An 18,683-nucleotide genomic window follows, 5' to 3' on the forward strand; every position below is an offset into this window, starting at 1 on the left:
GGCGCAAAGACGCGAAGAATTTAAATTTTAGATTTCAATACTTAATATTTCATCCCTTAATTCAGCAACGCCAATATTTTCAGCACTGAGAATAGATGGGATTTGGTCTTCTGGCATTTGTTCTAGTTCTGCTAACATCTGCTCTAGTAATTCGTTATCTGCCTGCTCTAGCTGTTTTTCAGCAATAATTATTGCTAACTCGGCGATTGTAGGAGTTGCTAACATTTGGCGTAAAGATAGTTCCAACCCAAAAGCGTTATAAAGCCGAGAAGTAACCTGGGTTAACAGCAGAGAATGTCCCCCTAAATCAAAAAAGTTGTCGTGGATGCCAATTTTCTCTAATCCCAAAACCTCACTCCAAATTACTGCTACCATTTGCTCAACTTCAGTACGAGGTGGTACAAATGTTGCTTCTAATTCTGGTCTGACTTGTTCCGGTGCAGGTAAGGCTTTACGGTCAACTTTACCGTTAGATGTTATGGGTAGGGTCTTCAGCATCACAAAGACTGCTGGCACCATATAATCAGGTAACTTTTGTTTGAGGAAGTCACGTAAATTACTGGATTTGGGAATTTCTAATTTTGAATTGGGAACTACATAACCGATAAGGTGTTGATTACCAGATTCATCCTCATGAGCCACAACTACACTGTTATAAATAGCTGGATGTCGGCTCAAAACAGCCTCTATTTCTCCTAGTTCTACACGGAAGCCACGAATTTTAACTTGATGATCGATTCTTCCCAAATATTCAATATTTCCGTTGGGTAAATAGCGGGCTAAATCTCCAGTTTTATATAGGCGTGGCGATCGCAACTTGTCAAAGGGATTATCAATAAACTTCTCGGCTGTCAATTCTGGCTGATTTATATAACCCCTAGCTAATCCAGCACCACCAATATACAGTTCACCGGGCACACCAATTGGTACAACCTGCAACTGCGAATCTAAAACATAAACTTGCGTATTGGCGATCGCTTTACCCAGTGGTACAGTCTGAGAACTCAAATCAATCTGCTCAACCCGATAAGTTAATACCCCTACTGTTGTTTCTGTAGGTCCGTAATGATTGAAAATCATGCAATCAGGAGCAAATTGTTGTACCTTTTTAATTAACTCCCAACTGCAAGTCTCCCCTCCTAAAATCAATCGCGCCTTGGGTAATAAATCTGAAGTAGATGGGGAAGTTAGGAGTACTTCTAGGTGTGAAGGTACAATCTTCAGACAATCAATCGGATGTTGACGGCAGTAATCAGCTAATGCTTGTCCATTAGTTGCACACTCACCTGAGATGATATGCAAACAACCACCACTACACAAAGCCGGGAAAATAGCTGTATTGCCCAAATCTGCCGCCAAGGTGGAAACCAATGCAAAGCTTGCACCTGTTGGCAATTTTAACCTTTGTTGAATACTGTGCAGGTAATTGAGAATTTGCTGATGTTCAATTGTTATTCCCTTGGGCTTGCCTGTGGAGCCAGAGGTGTAGATAATGTAAGCTAAGTTTTCTGTTGTGACGTTGCTTAGTAGATTTTCATGACTTTGGCTGGTAATTTTTTCCTCAGCTGTGTCTAAACAAAGTACTATAGGTGTGCTGAGTGCGGAGTGCTGCTGTTGAATAGCACTATTAGTTAACAATACCTGTGCCTGAGCATCCTGTAACCGCTCTATCAAACTGGCTGTGGGAAAATTAGGGTCTAATGGTAGATATGCACCACCTGCTTTGAGTATACCAAGAATGGCTATAATTGCCTCTAGTGAGCGTTCTAAGCAGATAGCAACAACTGTTTCGGGTTTGACTCCCAACTGTTGCAGATAGTGTGCTAGTTGGTTAGCTCGTTGATTCAGTTCGGTGTAGGTGAGTTGTTGACTTTCATAGACAACGGCGATGTGATTCGGGTAGCTTTCTACTTCTGCTTCAAATAGTTGGTGGATGAGTTTGTCTCGCTCAAAATCTGTTTGGGTGTTGTTGAATCCATACAGTAGTTGCTGGCGTTCTCTTGCAGTGAGAATATCCAACTGACTAATGCTCATATCGGGATTAGCGATCGCGCTTTCTAACAATCTCTCAAATTGTGCTGCCAAACTCTGAATATTTTCAGCCGTAAATAGATGAGCATCATAATAAAAATCTAGTTGAAGATCATCTTTGTAAATACAAGATAAGTTCAGTTTAAACTTATCTAAATAAAAATTAATTTGGGAAATAGACCAAATAATATTTTTGCTAACTTGTTCAATACTTATTTGGTAAAAATCAAAACCAAACGGTAATGGCTGAAAAACTGATTGCTCATTAAAATTCTTAATTTGTTCCCAGTGATAATATTCCTGCCATTGATTAGCCTCTCTACTATTATCTATTATTTGTTGTGTTACCTGACTAATTGTTTGTTTATTGTCTAATTTAACCTGAAATGGCAAGTATTTAGTTAATAATCCAATGCTTGGTTGTAAATCTTGATATCTCCTACCATCAAAAGCCGTACCAATTATGAATTCTGCATTACCTGTTAGTCTCCAAAGCAGAGTTTGCCAACAAGCAAGTAAAAGCTTTTCTAAAGAAAATTCATGTTTTTCAACAAACTTGTTAATACTTTCTTCTAGAGTTGGATTCATCTTTATACTAATAATTTGCGGTTGATATTCCTTGAATTTAATAATTTCTTTTTCCCAAGCTAGCTTAACATTTATCCCAATACTAACATTTTGTTGCTGCCAATAAGTTTTACCAATTTCTCCATCTGCTGTTGTCAGTAATTCATTTTGCCATTCAGCAATATCTACATATTGCAACGGTTCTTTAGCTATCTCCTCTGATTGTAAACAAGCTCTATAAGAACGGCTGATTTCATCAACTAAATTTTGTACCGATGTAACATCAGAACAAAGCGCAGGTAAGCAGAGCAGCATGATTTGTTGATTGGCCGATAGTAATAACAAAGATATATGTAACAGCGACCCTTGTTCAAAATTAAAAGATTTAACTTTTAATTGTTGAAAAACCTCGTCAACCTTTGTTTGTCGTGCTTGTAAACTCAACTGGCTTAAATCTAATTCACTATGCCATGATATATTTCCTTCGCCAATTATTTGCAGAGGTATTGTTAGCCCAGGCAATGTTTTAAAATTTGTGCGGAGTATTTCATGGCGATTAACAACTTGCTCAATCGCTACTTTAAGAATTTTGCGGTTGAGATTACCTTGAATCATTACAGCTAATTGAATACGGTAAGTTTGAGGATTATCAATTTGCTGCAACTGCCATAGATATTTTTGTTGTGGAGATAGTTGATAACCTTCAAGTGTTTCTTGCATATTTTTAGCCTTGACATAATTTTTTGAAGAAGAAGTCAGAAGTCAGAATTCTGTCTGATAAAAAGCTTACGCAGAGAAAAGAAAAAACTTTAAGTACGTGGGCAAGAATAAATCAAACTATATTACGCAATATAAAATTAATTCAATTGGCTCGTAGTAAGGGCTTTAGCCCTTAAAAGTAGGGCTAAAGCCCTTACTACAAACCTTTAATTATCCATGCCAACTTACTTACTGGTTAATCAGTTTGTGGTTGAATGGTTCAGCCATGCCTACTATTACTTTTCTACTGCCCTGAAATGGGTTGCGTCCGTGAGCAACTAAAATATTGTCGAGTAGTAAAATATCACCTGATTTCCAAGGAAAAACTACTGTTTCTTGGGCATAAGCTGCACGAATTTCTTCTAATACTGAAGTTTCAATCGTACAGCCATCACCATAATAAGTATTGTGAGGTAAATCTTCTTCTAAAAACTCTGCTAATAATGCTTTACGGATTGTAGTTTCTAAACTTGTGACATGAAAGAAAGCAGCATGATTAAACCAAGATGTTACACTTGTAACTGGATGTTTAACGACGGCTGGACGAACTTGGCGAGTTCTGAGGCGGTTGCTATCTTTCCATTCAAATTCAATAGCATTGCTACGGCAATACTGTTCTACAACAGTTTTCTCTGTAGTTTGAAATACGTTTTGCCAAGGTAGTCCAAATCCATCGTTATAATTGCGAACATATAATACTTGTTTTTTGATAAATTGTTCGCAAATCTGAGGAGAAAGACGCTCAAAAGTCTTTTGACAATCAGCAATTGGTGTTTCTCCTCCCTGCTGGGCTACTGTCAGACAACAAAAGTATATTTTTTGTGGCCAAGTTAAACAATATGTACTTTCATTATGGAGAAAAATACTTTCTTCAGCAGGATAATCGGTGGAAGTGTATATTTTAGTATCTACCTCGTGACGTGGCGATGAGCGATCGCAATAACTCATCGGTTCTCCCTTGGCAGTTACTTTAATAAACTGGTCTAATTGATCTGCTGTGTTGATATTAAAATCTCGAAAGAGTAAGGCTCTATTTTTAAGTAAAAGCTCCTCGATTATCTCTTGATTTTTGCTTGCCCACTCTATAAGATTGACATTTGCTACAGCAGGCTGAACTATTAAAGGAATATGTTTGCTATTAGAAAAATAGCTTGTCCGAATTAATTCTACTGGTGAAATTTTGACAGCTTTACGGTTAATTTCTAACTTTTTTAAACTTAATTGTTCGATTTTATGATTGTTCATCAGAAGTTTCTCCTTGATGATTATGAACGATGGGCAGACTGACGTTTAATGTTCTTTAACATTTGGATATTAGCTACTTCTATTTCTTTAGCTTTAACTGTTTTATGGAGTTTTTCAGCTTGAGCAAAGTTGGCTGCGATCGCATCAATTTTCAGGTCGGCTGTAGTCACAATTTCTTTCAGAAGTTCTTGCCAATGACCGACCATGCGAGTAATTGTGTCAGCAAAAAATAAGTCTGTACTGTACTCAAAACAGCCGCTAATTCCTTCTGGTGTCTCTACTAAGAAAAGCCCCAAATCATACTCAGATGTTCCGTTATGAATATCTAAAGATTGCAATGTTAAACTCGGTAATTCTAAAGTTCCTAATGGAGCATTTTGGAGAACAAACCATACTTGAAATAAAGGTAAATGATTTTGCTGCCGTTCTGGTCGCAGTTGCTCAACAATTTTTTCAAATGGCAAGTCTTGATGAGCGTAAGCGCCTAAAGTAACTTCCCGTACCCGTCTTAATAATTCACAAAAGCTCGGATTTTCGGATAAGTCAGTGCGTAAAACTAGCGTGTTAACAAAGAAACCAATCAATTTTTCAATTTCAGCGCGATTGCGGTTAGCGATGGGAGAACCAACTCGGATATCAACTTGCCTTGAATAGCAATATAATAAGGTTTTAAAAGCTGCCAACAGTGTCATAAACAAAGTTACTCCCTCTTGTTGACTCAGCAGTTGTAACTGTTTGGTCAAATCTAGCGGTAGCAAAAAGTTTTCCACTTTAGCTTGATAGCTTTGTTGTGCAGGGCGAGGTCGGTCTATGGGTAACTGTAAAGGCGGCAGATTTTGACCTAGTTGGTTTTCCCAATAAGTCAGTTGTTTTTGTAACACTTCTCCTTGCAACCATTGACGCTGCCAAACCGCAAAATCAACATACTGAATCGGCAATGGTGGTAGTGGTGAGGGCTTCCCTGCACAAAAGGCTGTGTACAGTCCGGCAAGTTCCTCCAACCACACACCCATCGACCAACCATCGGAGACTATGTGATGCAGACTTAACAGCAGTATGTACTCTGTTTGATCTAACCATAGTAAGGTGGTTCGCAATAATGGCCCTTGAGTTAAGTCGAAGGGGGATTTTGCTTCTTCAGTGGCTATTTGTAAGGCTTTTACCTTTCGTTGCTGTTCATCTATGCGGCGTAGGTCTATTACTGGTAAGTTAATAGTTAGGGTAGGAGCGATCGCTATTGTCGGTTCCCCTAGTATTACAGGAAATGTCATCCGCAAAGCTTCATGTCGCCGCACTATTTCATTAATGCTTTGTTCAAGGGCAGCAATATCCAGATCACCTGTGACTTTTAAGGCTTCTGCGTCATTGTATATAGAGTTGTCTGGTGCTAGCTGACACAAAAACCATAGTCGTTGTTGAGCAAAAGAGAGAGGTAATTTCTCATCTCGTGACACGCTTAAAAATGTTGGAGTCTGTAAACCTTGCTGTGTCTTGATTTCTTTGTCGATAGCTTCAGACAAGCTGGCAATGGTAGGAGACTCAAACAAACAGCGCAGGGGCAATTCAATCTGGAATGCTTCGCGCACACGAGAGATTACCTGTGTTGCTAGTAGAGAATGCCCTCCTAACTCAAAGAAATTGTTGCTAATACCAATCTTGTCTACTCCTAAAACCTGAGTCCAAATTCCGATGAGCATCTCTTGGATAGGAGTTTGTGCAGTTACATCTTTGGCTGCTGGCTCGTCGGCTCGAATTGTTTCAAGTGCTGGTAGAGATAGGCGATCTATTTTGCCGTTGGGTGTCAGGGGTAAAGCATCCAGCAATACAAAAGCCGATGGCACCATGTATTCTGGCAATTTTGACTGTAAATAGTGGCGTAGTTGTGGTACTAATTCACGAGCCACTTTCCCTTGTAGGGGATTATTGGCGTAAGTCTGCCAAGGACGGGGAGAATCAAGTTGCTTTAGAATAGACATCTCTGGAAAAGATTTAGAAACCTTAAATTCACGCGCAGACCTAACCCCCCTACCCCCCTTCCCTACAAGGGAAGGGGGAATTAAAGCCTCTCTCCGCTTCGGGGAGAGGTTTGGAGAGGGGTCATGCATTTCTGTGGAAATGCTCTGTTTTTGTTGCAACAGAACGTCATAGCTGCCATCTGCGTGAGCTGCTGACCAACTGATGTCCACAGAGTAAGGTAAGATTTCGCTTAATGTCCAAAAATCTTCTGGTTCAACTCCCATATTAAGAGCGATCGCCCTTAAAACCGAACGGAGTTCACCGACTGTTGTATATGCTGTCTCCAGCTTGAGCAATTCTACAGACTTGACTTCTGTTACTAATCGTGCATTAGGTACGCGACACAGCCTCAATATTTCTGGCTGGGTTGATTCTAGTAACTCGATGAGAGCATTTAGCGTTAAGCCTTGCTGCTGCCAGTCTAACCAAGTCACATCTGTTGGAGTGCTAACTCGACTGCCAACATGAAGAATCACATCATAACGGAACTTGCTTAGTTCGTTATTGTAGCGCCCCTGCTTAGGTAGAATTTCTACATTTGTAATCTGCGGTAGATATTGAGACAATGCCAGGAAAAAGGCGGGATCAATTACCAATTCTTCCTCTTGAGCGAGGCGTTTTTGCACCTGCTGTTGCACTTGGGCAGTAGATAAGGAATCGCTAGCTGAATGCAGGATAACTGCCGTGTGAAATGCTTCTAGTAGCGGTAGACTACGTACATCCCCGACGAAGATAGCTCCCCCTGGTTTTACTACCTCCACTGCACCTGCGATCGCACGTAACAAATAATCGATGCTAGGAAAGTACTGGATAACTGAGTTAATAATTATTGTGTCGTAAGTTGCTGCTGACAAACCTGCAAAGTTATCTGCCATTCTTTGACTTAGAGTTACCTGCGATAGATGATGCTCCGGTATTTCGAGGACTTTTTGGATGTAGTGTAAAGCAGCTTGAGAAAAATCCGTGCCTTGGTATTGGGTACAGCTAGGTGCAATCCGAAATAAGATTAAACCAGTACCGCAACCGATTTCTAATACTCGATTTGGTTTGAGTGAGAGGATACGCTCAACTGTGTTGTTTAGCCAAACTTGCATTTCCTCGGCTGGAATGGGCAAATCAGTGTAACTGCTGTTCCAGCCAGTAATATTAAACGTGGGATTTTGGTTTAAGGAGATTCGTTGATAACTATCTGCCTCAGAATCATAAACTATCTGCCACTGGGATATCTGCTCAGTTTCCCATTGTGACTTTTGTGATTGTTCCCCCGTACCTTGATATTGGGTATTTTGTACCACATAACTTACCAAGCGCTTCTGATCAAACGCATCCGCTTGCGCCACCACCGCAGCTGTTTGCACTGCTGGGTGTTGATTAAGAGTAGCTTCAATTTCCCCTAATTCCACTCGATAGCCGCGAATTTTCTCTTGGTAGTCAATTCGACCGAGAAATTCCACGTTGCCATCAGGTAGCCAGCAAGTTAAGTCTCCGGTTTTGTAAAGGCGACTTTCTATCTTCTCAAAAGGGTTGATAATGAATCGTTGTGCGGTTAAATCGGGACGGTTCAGGTAGCCTTGAGCTAAACCAGCGCCGCCAATGTATAATTCACCAGGAACCCCAATCGGCACGGGTTGCAAGTGGGAGTCTAAAATATAAAACTGCGTATTGGCAAAAGGACGACCAATCGGTACTAAGCGATCGCTCGCTAAATCTCCTATAGTTTCAAAATAGGAACTATCAATAGTAGCTTCAGTTAAGCCAAAGGAATTAATCAGCCTGGTTTGGGAACCGCAAAAGCTGCGGAATTTAGAGTATTCTGATCCGTACCAGCTATCAGAACCGCAGATAAGCAGCTGCATAAATTCGAGGTGCTGTCCGCTTTGCTCTAGATATTGCACCAAGTTTCGCAACACAGCCGGTACAAATTCCGCACAGTCTACTTTTTCCTGAAGCATCAACGCATAAAGTTTCTGGGGTTCTAGCAGAAATTCACGGGGACATAAAACCAGTTTTCCCCCAGAACACAAAGCGCGAATCAAATCTCCGGCAAATACATCGAAGGCGAAGCTAGCCATCTGCAAATGACAACTAGCACTAGAACGCAGTTGGTAAGCATCCTCCCAAGCTAGATAGGCATTGACTAGGCTGCTATGCTGAATCTTTACGCCCTTAGATTTTCCCGTGGAACCGGAAGTGTAAATAACGTAAGCCAAATCAGAAGGCTCTGGCTGTGAGATTTGATTTAAAACTGGTAGAGTTTCCCAATCTGTATCCAAACACAAAACTTTGGCGCTATGCACAGGAAGAGAGTTTAACAGTTTTTCCTGAGTCAACAACACCTGCACTTGAGCGTCTTCGAGCATAAATGCTAAACGCTCTTGGGGATAAGCAGAATCAAGGGGTAAGTATGCTCCTCCAGCTTTCAGGACTGCCAAGGGTGCAATGATCATATTCAAGGAACGCTCAATGCAAATCCCTACCAGTTTTCCGGGTGCAACTCCCAGAGTTTGTAAATAAACAGTAAGTTTATTGACTTTATCTAATAACTGTGCATAGGTAAGTTGCTGGTCAGCAAAAACCACAGCGATCGCATCTGGGGTACGAATTGCCTGTTGCTCGAATAACTGGTGAATACATTGCTCAGTCTGAGATTGAGAATTTTCTCTAGAAGAATTTTGATTAAATTCCACCAACAATTGATGTTGTTCTGCTGGTGTGAGCATGGGTAACTCTGCTAAACGGGCTGTGGGATGAGTTATCATACCCGTCAGCAAAGTTTGTAAATGCCCTAACATCCGAGCGATCGCCTCATGCTCAAATCGGCGGATATCATACCACAGTTCTAATCTCAGGGCTTGATCTGGTATCACCAACAAACTCAAAGTCTCATTGGTTTTTTCAAAAGACTGGCTGCTTTGCACTTTCAGGCTATCTACTCCCAGAGCGATCGCCGCATCAACTGGATAGTTTTCCAGTACATAGCCAATCTCGAACAAAGGTAAACCCCGGCTCACCTCACTCCACCCTTGCACCTGTACCAGTGGGCTGTACTCATACTGGATGATTTCTATCTGGTGATTTTGCAACTCTAAAAGCCAAGGTAACAACAAAGCATCTGGCAATATCTGCACACGGAATGGCAGAGTATTGACAAATAATCCTACCATCGACTCTACCCCCGGCAAGGTAGCAGGGCGACCAGAAGAGGTGCTGCCAAAAATAATATCTGACTCGCCACTGTAGCGACTCAAAAGCAACGCCCAAGCCCCCTGCACCAACGTATTAATAGTTAACTGGTGCTGTCGAGCTAGTGACTGTAAGGCGGCTGTAGTTTCTGTTGATAGCTCAATTTGTTGGCGATCGTAGTCTTCATCTTGGCTGGGCAAGATACCAGGAGCGCGGTCAACTTGCAAAATAGTCGGTTTACTAAAGCCCTTGAGTGTCTTTCGCCAGAACGCCTCAGCTTGCTTTAGATCCTGCTGCTGCAACCAAGTAATGTAATCCCGATAAGGACGTGGTTGTTCTAAGTATAAATTTTGCCCTTGACAAAATGCCGGATAAAAGGCATAAACTTCCTTAAAAACCAATGACTCAGACCAGCCATCTAATAGCAGATGGTGACTACTCCAAACAAACTGATAAGTATCTTCACTGAGACGGAACAAATTTAACCGAATTAGCGGCGCTTGGGACAGTTCAAAACCGTGCTGGCGATCTGTTTGTAAAAAAGCTTCCAGCCGCTTTTGTTGTTCCTGTGAACAGAATTCTCGCAAATCCTGCTCTTCCCAAGGAAGTTGCACATCCTCGTACACAACTTGATATGGTTTTTCTAAATCTTGCCAAAAGAATCCAGTCCGCAAAATTGGATGTCGGTCAACCACCTGTTTCCAAGCTTGTTGAAATGCCAAAACATTCAATTCACCTTGGAGAGTCCAACTAAACTGCTCAAAGTAGACCCCTGATTGGGGAGCATAGATTGTATGGAACAGCAAACCTTGCTGTAGGTGTGAAAGTTCGTAGATATCTTTTAGATTTGCTACATTCATAGAGCCGACCTCCGACCGACTTGGTTGAGTTTAGCTAGTAATTTGTCAAAATCTTTTTGGCCGATTTTGGCGGCTGAAAAATCTGAAGGAGTGTAACTACCAGAATCGGCAGATTTACAGGAAGCAATTAGCGATCGCAATACCTCCACAAACCCTTGGGCTAAATTCTCCACCGTACTTTGGCGATGTATGGCTTTGCTATAAGTCCAATCCATCTGAAGTTGGTTGTTAGTAATCAAACAGTCAATTTCAATTAGATAGGAACGAATTGCCAGAGGACTTTGAACTGAGCCGATGGACTCAGGAGCGATCGCTAAGAGTTCGGACTGAGCCATACCAATATCAAACTGACCCAAGTAATTAAAACTCACTTCTGGTTGCAGCCTTTGAGCAATTTCCTCTGAGCTTAGATAGCACAACAAGCCATAACCAATTCCCTGATTGGGGATGCAACGCAGTTGTTCTTTAACTGTCTTCAGCACCTCTACTACATCGTCAACGTCTCCTAAATCTAGGGATACCGGAAAGACAGATGTAAACCAACCGACAGTGCGGGACAAATCTACATTTTCAAACAGTTCCTCGCGTCCGTGACCTTCCAAGTCAACTAAAAGTGAAGTTTTTCCAGTCCAGTTAGCAAAAGCTTGCCCTAAAGCAGTTAGCAATACCTCATTGATTTGAGTGCGGTAAGCGGTTGGAACTTCTTGCAGTAAAGCTTGAGTTTCTGCCACATTCAGAGCAACTGATACTATATCAGCCGACTCCACGGTGTTAACTCCAGCCGAAAAATCTATCGGTAGAGGAGAAACCTGTTTTTCACCTTGTGCTAACCAGTAGTCAAGTTCTTGTTGCAATGTTGCTGAGTGTCCATACTCCACCAATCGTTTAGCCCAGTACTGAAACGAAGTACTCTTAGCAGGAAGTTGGATTGTTTGTCCTTGGCTCAATTGAGTGTAAAGTGTTTGAAAATCTTCTAGCAAAATTCGCCAAGAAACACCATCAACTACTAAGTGATGGATGATAAACAGTAGACGGCTAGGTTGATTTTTACCTAAGTCAAACAGTGCAACTTTCACCAACGCGCCTGTTGAGAGATTGAGGCTCGCTTGTAATTGTGTAGCGATCGCTGTAATTTGAGATTGTTGCTCTGTTGTGGATAATCCTGATAAATCTACTTGCAAAAAAGGCACTTCTGCATCACAACTAGCATTCACCTGCTGCCAACCTGCATCTGTTTGTGTAAACTGCAACCGCAGAGCATCATGGTGTATAAGCAACTGCTGCACAACTTGCTGCAACAACTCTGGCTTAATAGTTTGGTGTAATACTAAGAAATTTGCTTGGTTATAGTGGTAAGGTTGAGCAAAATTCTCTGCAAAGAACCAGTGTTGAATTGGTGTTAGAGGTAAAGCACCTGTAACTAAACCTTGCTCTGCTTGTACCGCCTGAGTTGTACCAACAACCGTGGCTAATTCTGCGATCGTTTGGTATTGAAATAATTGCTTCGGTGTTAGTTGCAACCCTTGTTGGTTAGCTTTACCAACAACTTGGATACTGATAATCGAATCGCCGCCAAGTTCAAAGAAATTATCATAAATGCCTACCTGTTTCACACCCAGTACTTCAGACCAAATTTGCACTAAGGCTGCTTCTACTGCATTTTGTGCAGCCGCAAAAGTTGCTTCTAACTCTGGTCTAAGATTGTCAGGAATTGGTAATGCCCGCCGATCTATTTTGCCGTTCGCACTCACAGGCAAACAATCCAGGATTACAAAGGCAGAAGGCACCATATGATTAGGCAGTTTTTCTTTGAGAAACTGACGTAAACTGCTGATGGATAAATTTGATTTGCCAGCAGGTACGACATAAGCAACTAAACGCTTGTTACCCGGTTGGTCTTCTCGCACCAGTGCTACAGCCGCTTCTACCTCTGGATGGCGGCTCAAAATAGATTCCACTTCTGCCAATTCCACCCGAAAGCCACGTATTTTTACCTGATGGTCAATCCGTCCCAGGTATTCAATATCGCCATTGGGCAGGTATCGAGCGATATCCCCTGTTTTATAAAGGCGTTGCGATGTCTGCTCAAAGGGGTGAGGAATAAACTTTTGTGCTGTCAAATCAGGGCGTTGATAGTAACCCTTAGCCAATCCTGCACCACCAATATGCAACTCTCCCGGTACGCCTATCGGTACTGGCTGTAAGTATGAATCGAGGATGTAAACTTGCTGTCTAGCAAATGGACGACCAATCGGTACTAAGCGATTGCCAGATAAGTCAGCGATGGTATTTTGGAAATACGTTGTATCAATCGTGGCTTCAGTCACTCCATAGGAGTGAACCAGTCTGGTATTGACACCGCATAAACTCTGAATTGCTTGATGTTCCTGCACATACCAAGTATCAGAACCGACAATCAAAAGCTGCATAAAGTCAAGACATTGCCCTGTTTCCTGGAGATATTTGCACAGATTCCTGAGAACAGCAGGTACAAACTCTGCACAGTCAACTTGTTGTTGACGCATCAATTGATAAAGTTTGGCTGGTGCTAATAGTAAGTCTCTTGGGCATAAAACTAGCTTCGCCCTAGAACACAACGCTCGTACTAGATTGCCGGCAAACACATCAAAAGAGAAACTTGCCATTTGCAAATGAGAAGTAGCTAGCGATCGCAATTCGTAAGCTTCTTCCCAAGCAAAATAGGCATTTACCAAGCTGCTGTGAGCCACCATTACTCCTTTTGGCTGAGATGTGGTGCCAGAGGTGTAGATGATATATGCCAGTGCAGCGAGATTTGTCTGGGGATTTGTCTGCGAGTGTTGTTGAATAATTTGCCAATCGCTATCTAGGCAGATAACTTTGGCACTGTGTGCGGGTAAATTTTGGACTAACTGTTCCTGAGTCAGCAATATACTTACTTGTGCATCTGCCAGCATAAAAGCCAACCGCTCTTGGGGATAAGCTGGGTCTAGTGGCACATAAGCGCCGCCTGCTTTGAGGATGCCGAGAATACCAACTATCATCTCTAGGCAACATTCCATGCAGATACCGATGAGTGCATCTGGTGGTATGCCCAAAAATTGTAAATAATTTGCTACTTGGTTGGCTCGTTGGTTAAGTTCGCCATAAGTTAGTTGTGTGTCTTCAAAAACTATTGCCACAGCGTCAGGAGTGCGTTCTGCCTGGGCTGCAAATAGTTGATGAATACACAAATTAACTTCCGTGTCAAGAGATTCTGTCCAAGTTGTCTGAGTACCACTCCATTCCACCAGCAGTTGATGTCGTTCAGTAGCGCTCAAAAATGTCAACTCTGAAAGCCTTGCTTGCGGATTGGCAACAATACTATAAAGCAAGTTCTCGAAATGCTCAATCATCCGGGCGATCGTGGACGGATCAAACAGTTCGGTACTGTACTCGATTGTTCCAGTTAGTTCTTGTTCTCCTACATATACATCTAAGCTCAAATCAAACTGTGCCGTGCCACTTTCTACTGATATTGGTTTTAGGGTTAAGTCTCCTAACTGTAAAGTGGGCATCGGTTGATTGTGTAGGGCAAACCACACTTGGAACAATGGGTTACGGCTTAAATCTCTTTCTGGTTGTAGTTCATCTACCAGCTTCTCAAACGGGAGATCCTGATGAGCATAAGCCGCTAAAGTCATCTCGCGGACTCTGTTAATTAGCTCCTGAAAACTGGGATTACCATCAACCTGGGTACGTAGCACTAAGGTGTTAACAAAAAGTCCGATAATATCTTCGCTTTCAGCCCAAGTGCGGTTAGCGATCGCTGAACCAACTACAATATCATCCTGACCTGTATATCGATAAAGCAAGGTATTAAATCCTGCCAGCAGAGTCATAAATAAGGTAACTCCTGCTTGCTGGCTAAAAGCTGTCAGTGCTTTCGCTAAATCCTGGGGAATTTTCCACGTTTGGGTCGCTCCCCGAAAGGTTTGGAGTGCCGTTCGCGGTCTATCTGTGGGCAATTGTAATGTAGTTAGCTGCTCAAGTTGCTGTTTCCAATAGGCTAGTTGGTTTTCCAGCACTTCTCCCTGCAACCACTCCTGCTGCCAGACGCTAAAATCTGCATACTGGAGTTGTAAATCTGCAAGTGGCGAGGGTTTGCCAACCAGAAAAGCTCTGTAGAGAGTTGCCAATTCTTGCAGTAATACGCCGACAGACCAACCATCAGTAATAGTGTGATGCATGGTCAGCAGCAGTATATACTCTTGTAGACCAAGCCGCAACAACTTCACCCGCATCAGTGGAGATTCAGAGAAAACAAAGGGGCGCTGCGCTTCTTCGGTAGCTAATTTTTGTGCCTGAGTCTCTCGCTCATCCTCTGGTAAATTCTGTAAATTTATGAGTGGCAAGCTGAAAGAGATGCTGGGGGCGATCGCTTGTACGGGTTGTCCATTCACCGCAATCAACGAAGTTCGTAATGCTTCGTGTCGCCGAATAATTTCTTGAAAGCTTTGCTCTAGAACGGTTACATCTAGTTGACCACTCAAGCGGACGGCAAAGGGCAAGTTATAAAATGCGCTACCAGGCTCTAGCTGTTCGAGGAACCACAGCCGTCTCTGGGCAAAAGATGCAGGGAAAGCAAATACTTCTGTTGTCATGGCGATTGGATCTCCTTTGCTTCAGGCTGGAGAGAAGACAGCTTGACACGATGAGCATCTCGTGCAATGCGAGTCGGAACTACCACAGGCTTTTGAGTATTCTGTGCCTTAGCAATCTCTGGCGAGAGTGTGGCGATCGTGGGTAGCTCAAACAAGCGATGTAAGGGTAATTCCACCTGGAAGGCTCGGCGGATTTTAGAAATCACTTGCGTTGCTAGCAGAGAATGTCCACCCAATTCAAAGAAATTATCGTGGATACCAACCTGCGATAAGCCCAGAACTTCAGCCCAAATTTTGGCTAAGGTTTCCTCAAGGGGATTTCGTGGCAGCGCTGCTTGATTGTCTGGCTCTAATAAGGGAATTTCAGGAACAGGCAAAGCACGACGATCAAGTTTACCGTTGGATGTCAGTGGCAAAGCATCTAAAAATACAATCGCTGATGGCACCATGTAATTGGGCAGCTTTTGCTTGAGAAAATCACGCAGATTATGAGGAAATTCGCGATCGCCAACAACATAAGCAACCAGTCGGCGATCGCTTGGTTGATCTTCTCGAACGATAACCACAGCCTCCTGTACGCCAGGTACTTGTTTGAGAAGAAAGGCAATTTCTCCTAACTCAATGCGGAAACCACGAATTTTCACTTGTTGATCAATACGACCTAAGTATTCAATATCACCATTAGGTAAATAACGTGCTAAATCGCCTGTTTTATAAACTCTTGTAGGGTTGCTTCCAAAGGAATGATTAATAAAACGTTCATTAGTCAATTCATGACGATTAAGATAGCCTTGTGCCACACCAGCACCACCAACGTAAATCTCCCCAGGTACACCAATTGGTACTAATTGTCTATTTTGGTCTAACAAATAAACCTGTAAGTCTGGAATGGGACGACCAATTAAACTTCTTGTGTGATCAAGATCAGCTTTAGTCAAAAGACGATAGGTAACGTGTACGGTAGTCTCTGTGATGCCGTACATATTGACTAATTGTGGTGCTTGATCGCCGTGACGGTCAAACCAAGGCTTTAAGCTATGAATTTCTAATGCTTCGCCACCAAATATTACCAGACGCAAGGCAAGTGGCTTGGTGGTATGACTTGCTTGCTCTTCTGCACAAATCAATTGCCGAAATGCAGAGGGAGTTTGATTGAGAACTGTTACTTGCTCTTTATAAAGTAAGTTGTAAAAAGCATCTGGTGAGCGACTAATCCAGTAAGGAACTACTACAAGTCTTCCACCATAAAGAAGAGCGCCCCATATTTCCCACACGGAGAAATCAAAAGCATAGGAGTGAAATAATGTCCAAACATCTTGCTGATTAAAGTTAAACCATTCATCAGTTGTTGCAAATAAACGGACAGCATTTGAGTGATTCACCAAAACACCTTTGGGTTGACCCGTGGAGCCAGAAGTGTAGATGACGTAAGCTAAGTTTGAGCAATTTTGGTGATGCGCTGGCGGATTTTCTTTTGACTCTGAATTAGAAATTTCCTGCCAATCTGTATCTAGACAAATAACTTTAGAACTATGTTTTGGCAAGCGCGAGATTAGAGATTCTTGAGTTAACAAAATCGGAGGTTTAGCATCCTCAAGCATGAATGCTAAACGTTCTGTGGGATAGTCAGGGTCAAGGGGTAAATATGCTCCTCCAGCTTTGAGAATCCCTAAAAGTCCCACCACAATTTCTAGCGATCGCTCTACACAAATTCCCACCAAAGTATCTGCAATAACTCCCATTTTTTGCAGACGGTGAGCTAATTGATTAGCGTGCTGATTTAACTCTTGGTAAGTTAATTTTTGCTCTTCAAAAACTACTGCAATAGCATCTGGTGTTTTTTCTACTTGCTGCTCAAATAGTTGATGTAGACAAACATTCTGAGGAGAAGCTACTTGAGTTTGATTCCATTCCACCAATAGCTGATGTTTTTCTGCGGCTGTAAGCAATGACAATTCCTGAAGACAAGCCTCTGGATGAGTTACCATGTCTGCAAGCAGAGTTTGTAAATGTCCCAACATCCGCGCGCTCGCTTGCGGCTCGAAACGGTGGCGATCGGAGAAAATATTTAACTTCAACTCTGCACCAGGTATCACTACCAAAGTTACAGGATAGTTTGTCTGTTCTACAATCTGAACTTTACTGATAGCTAATTCCCCCCTACCTTTGTGCATTTGGGGGTCTAAAGGGTAGTTTTCAAATACAACTATGCTCTCAAACAGAGGTGAACCGGGAGTAACTTCACTCCACTGCTGGATTTCTACTAAGGGGGTATACTCGTATTGCCTAGCCTCAGCTTGTTGGCTTTGTAACTGCTGGAGCCAAGGTAAAAGAGATTGTGCTGATGCAATCTTTACCCTCACTGGCAAGGTATTAATAAATAACCCTACCATCGTTTCCGAAGCGCTCAAACTTGTTGGTCTGCCGGAGACAGTTGTACCAAAAACTACATCTGTTTCACCACTATAACGACTGAGGAGTACAGCCCAAGCTCCTTGCACGATGGTACTCAGCGTTAATTGATGCTGACGAGCCAAAGCTTGCAGAGCGCTGGTTGTTGTTGTTGATAAGTTAATGTGTTGCTCGTTATGGGCAATCTCACTAACAGTATTCGTTCTATTAAAAACATTATCTATACTGAACGAAGTCGCAACTTGAAAACCTCTAAGAGTCTCTCGCCAAAAAGTCTCTGCGGTTGACAAAGACTGCTGCTGTAACCAAGCAATGTAATCTCGATAAGGTCGGGGTTTGGTTAAATGCAAAGTTTGATTTTGACAAGTTGCCTCATAAATGGCAAATACCTCATTCAATAGCAAAGATGTAGACCAGCCATCTAGCAGCAAATGGTGATGACTCCAGATAAATTGATAGCTGGTTTTTGCCAGTTGAATCAGCGTCAAACGCATTAATGGAGCTTTCGATAGCTCAAAACCACGAATTTGCTCTGCTTGCAACAATTCCTGAATACCTTGTTGTTGTTCTTCGGCAGTCATGTACTGCCAATCATGCATCACTATTGGCAGTTGTACACGCCGTCCCACGACTTGTAAGGGATTTTTCAAATCTTCCCAAACAAAAGCTGTACGTAAGCAGGGATGTCGGTCTACTACTTGTTGCCAAGTTTGTTCAAAGGCTATCACATCCAAATTGCCCTGAAGAACCGCACTGACTTGTTCTACATATACTCCAGAAGCAGGTGCATAGAGGCTGTGAAACAGCATTCCCTGCTGCATAGGCGATAAATTATAAGCATCTTCAATATTTTTGGTACTCATTGCTATTCTTGATACAATATTTCATTAATTCGTAGCGAAATAAATTAGGTAAAACTCTGCGTTACTTTGCGTTTCCTTTGCGTTACTTTGCGTTTAAAAACATTACGACTTTACACAAAGATGTA

5 protein-coding genes are annotated in these 18,683 nt (G+C 42.2%); all 5 read right to left on the reverse strand.

The genetic code is table 11. From position 1 onward, the window contains the following. Positions 1-27 precede the first annotated feature (27 nt). The gene (locus tag F8S12_RS29845; RefSeq protein WP_196519878.1) at positions 28-3,318 is read right to left on the reverse strand and encodes a non-ribosomal peptide synthetase; all 3,291 of its coding nucleotides are present in this window, start codon (positions 3,316-3,318) and stop codon (positions 28-30) included. Positions 3,319-3,546: 228 nt separating this feature from the next. Next, positions 3,547-4,602 (reverse strand): TauD/TfdA family dioxygenase, encoded by a 1,056-nt coding sequence (locus F8S12_RS29850; protein ID WP_196519879.1) that lies wholly within the window; start codon positions 4,600-4,602, stop codon positions 3,547-3,549. A 20-nt stretch (positions 4,603-4,622) separates the two neighbouring features. Further along, complete coding sequence (locus F8S12_RS41150; protein WP_230968367.1) at positions 4,623-10,661, reverse strand: non-ribosomal peptide synthetase; 6,039 nt, start codon at positions 10,659-10,661, stop codon at positions 4,623-4,625. Beyond that, positions 10,658-15,283 carry a non-ribosomal peptide synthetase gene (locus tag F8S12_RS29870; RefSeq protein ID WP_196519880.1) on the reverse strand — a complete coding sequence of 1,542 codons (4,626 nt, stop codon included), beginning with the start codon at positions 15,281-15,283 and terminating at the stop codon, positions 10,658-10,660. The genes F8S12_RS41150 and F8S12_RS29870 overlap by 4 nt, the downstream gene beginning before the upstream one ends. Then, on the reverse strand, positions 15,280-18,558 hold the full coding sequence (locus tag F8S12_RS29875) for a non-ribosomal peptide synthetase (RefSeq protein ID WP_196519881.1): 3,279 nt from the start codon (positions 18,556-18,558) through the stop codon (positions 15,280-15,282). The genes F8S12_RS29870 and F8S12_RS29875 overlap by 4 nt, the downstream gene beginning before the upstream one ends. Positions 18,559-18,683 lie beyond the last annotated feature (125 nt).

The sequence above is a fragment of the Nostoc sp. WHI genome, assembly GCF_015714725.1.
Classification (GTDB): domain Bacteria; phylum Cyanobacteriota; class Cyanobacteriia; order Cyanobacteriales; family Nostocaceae; genus Nostoc.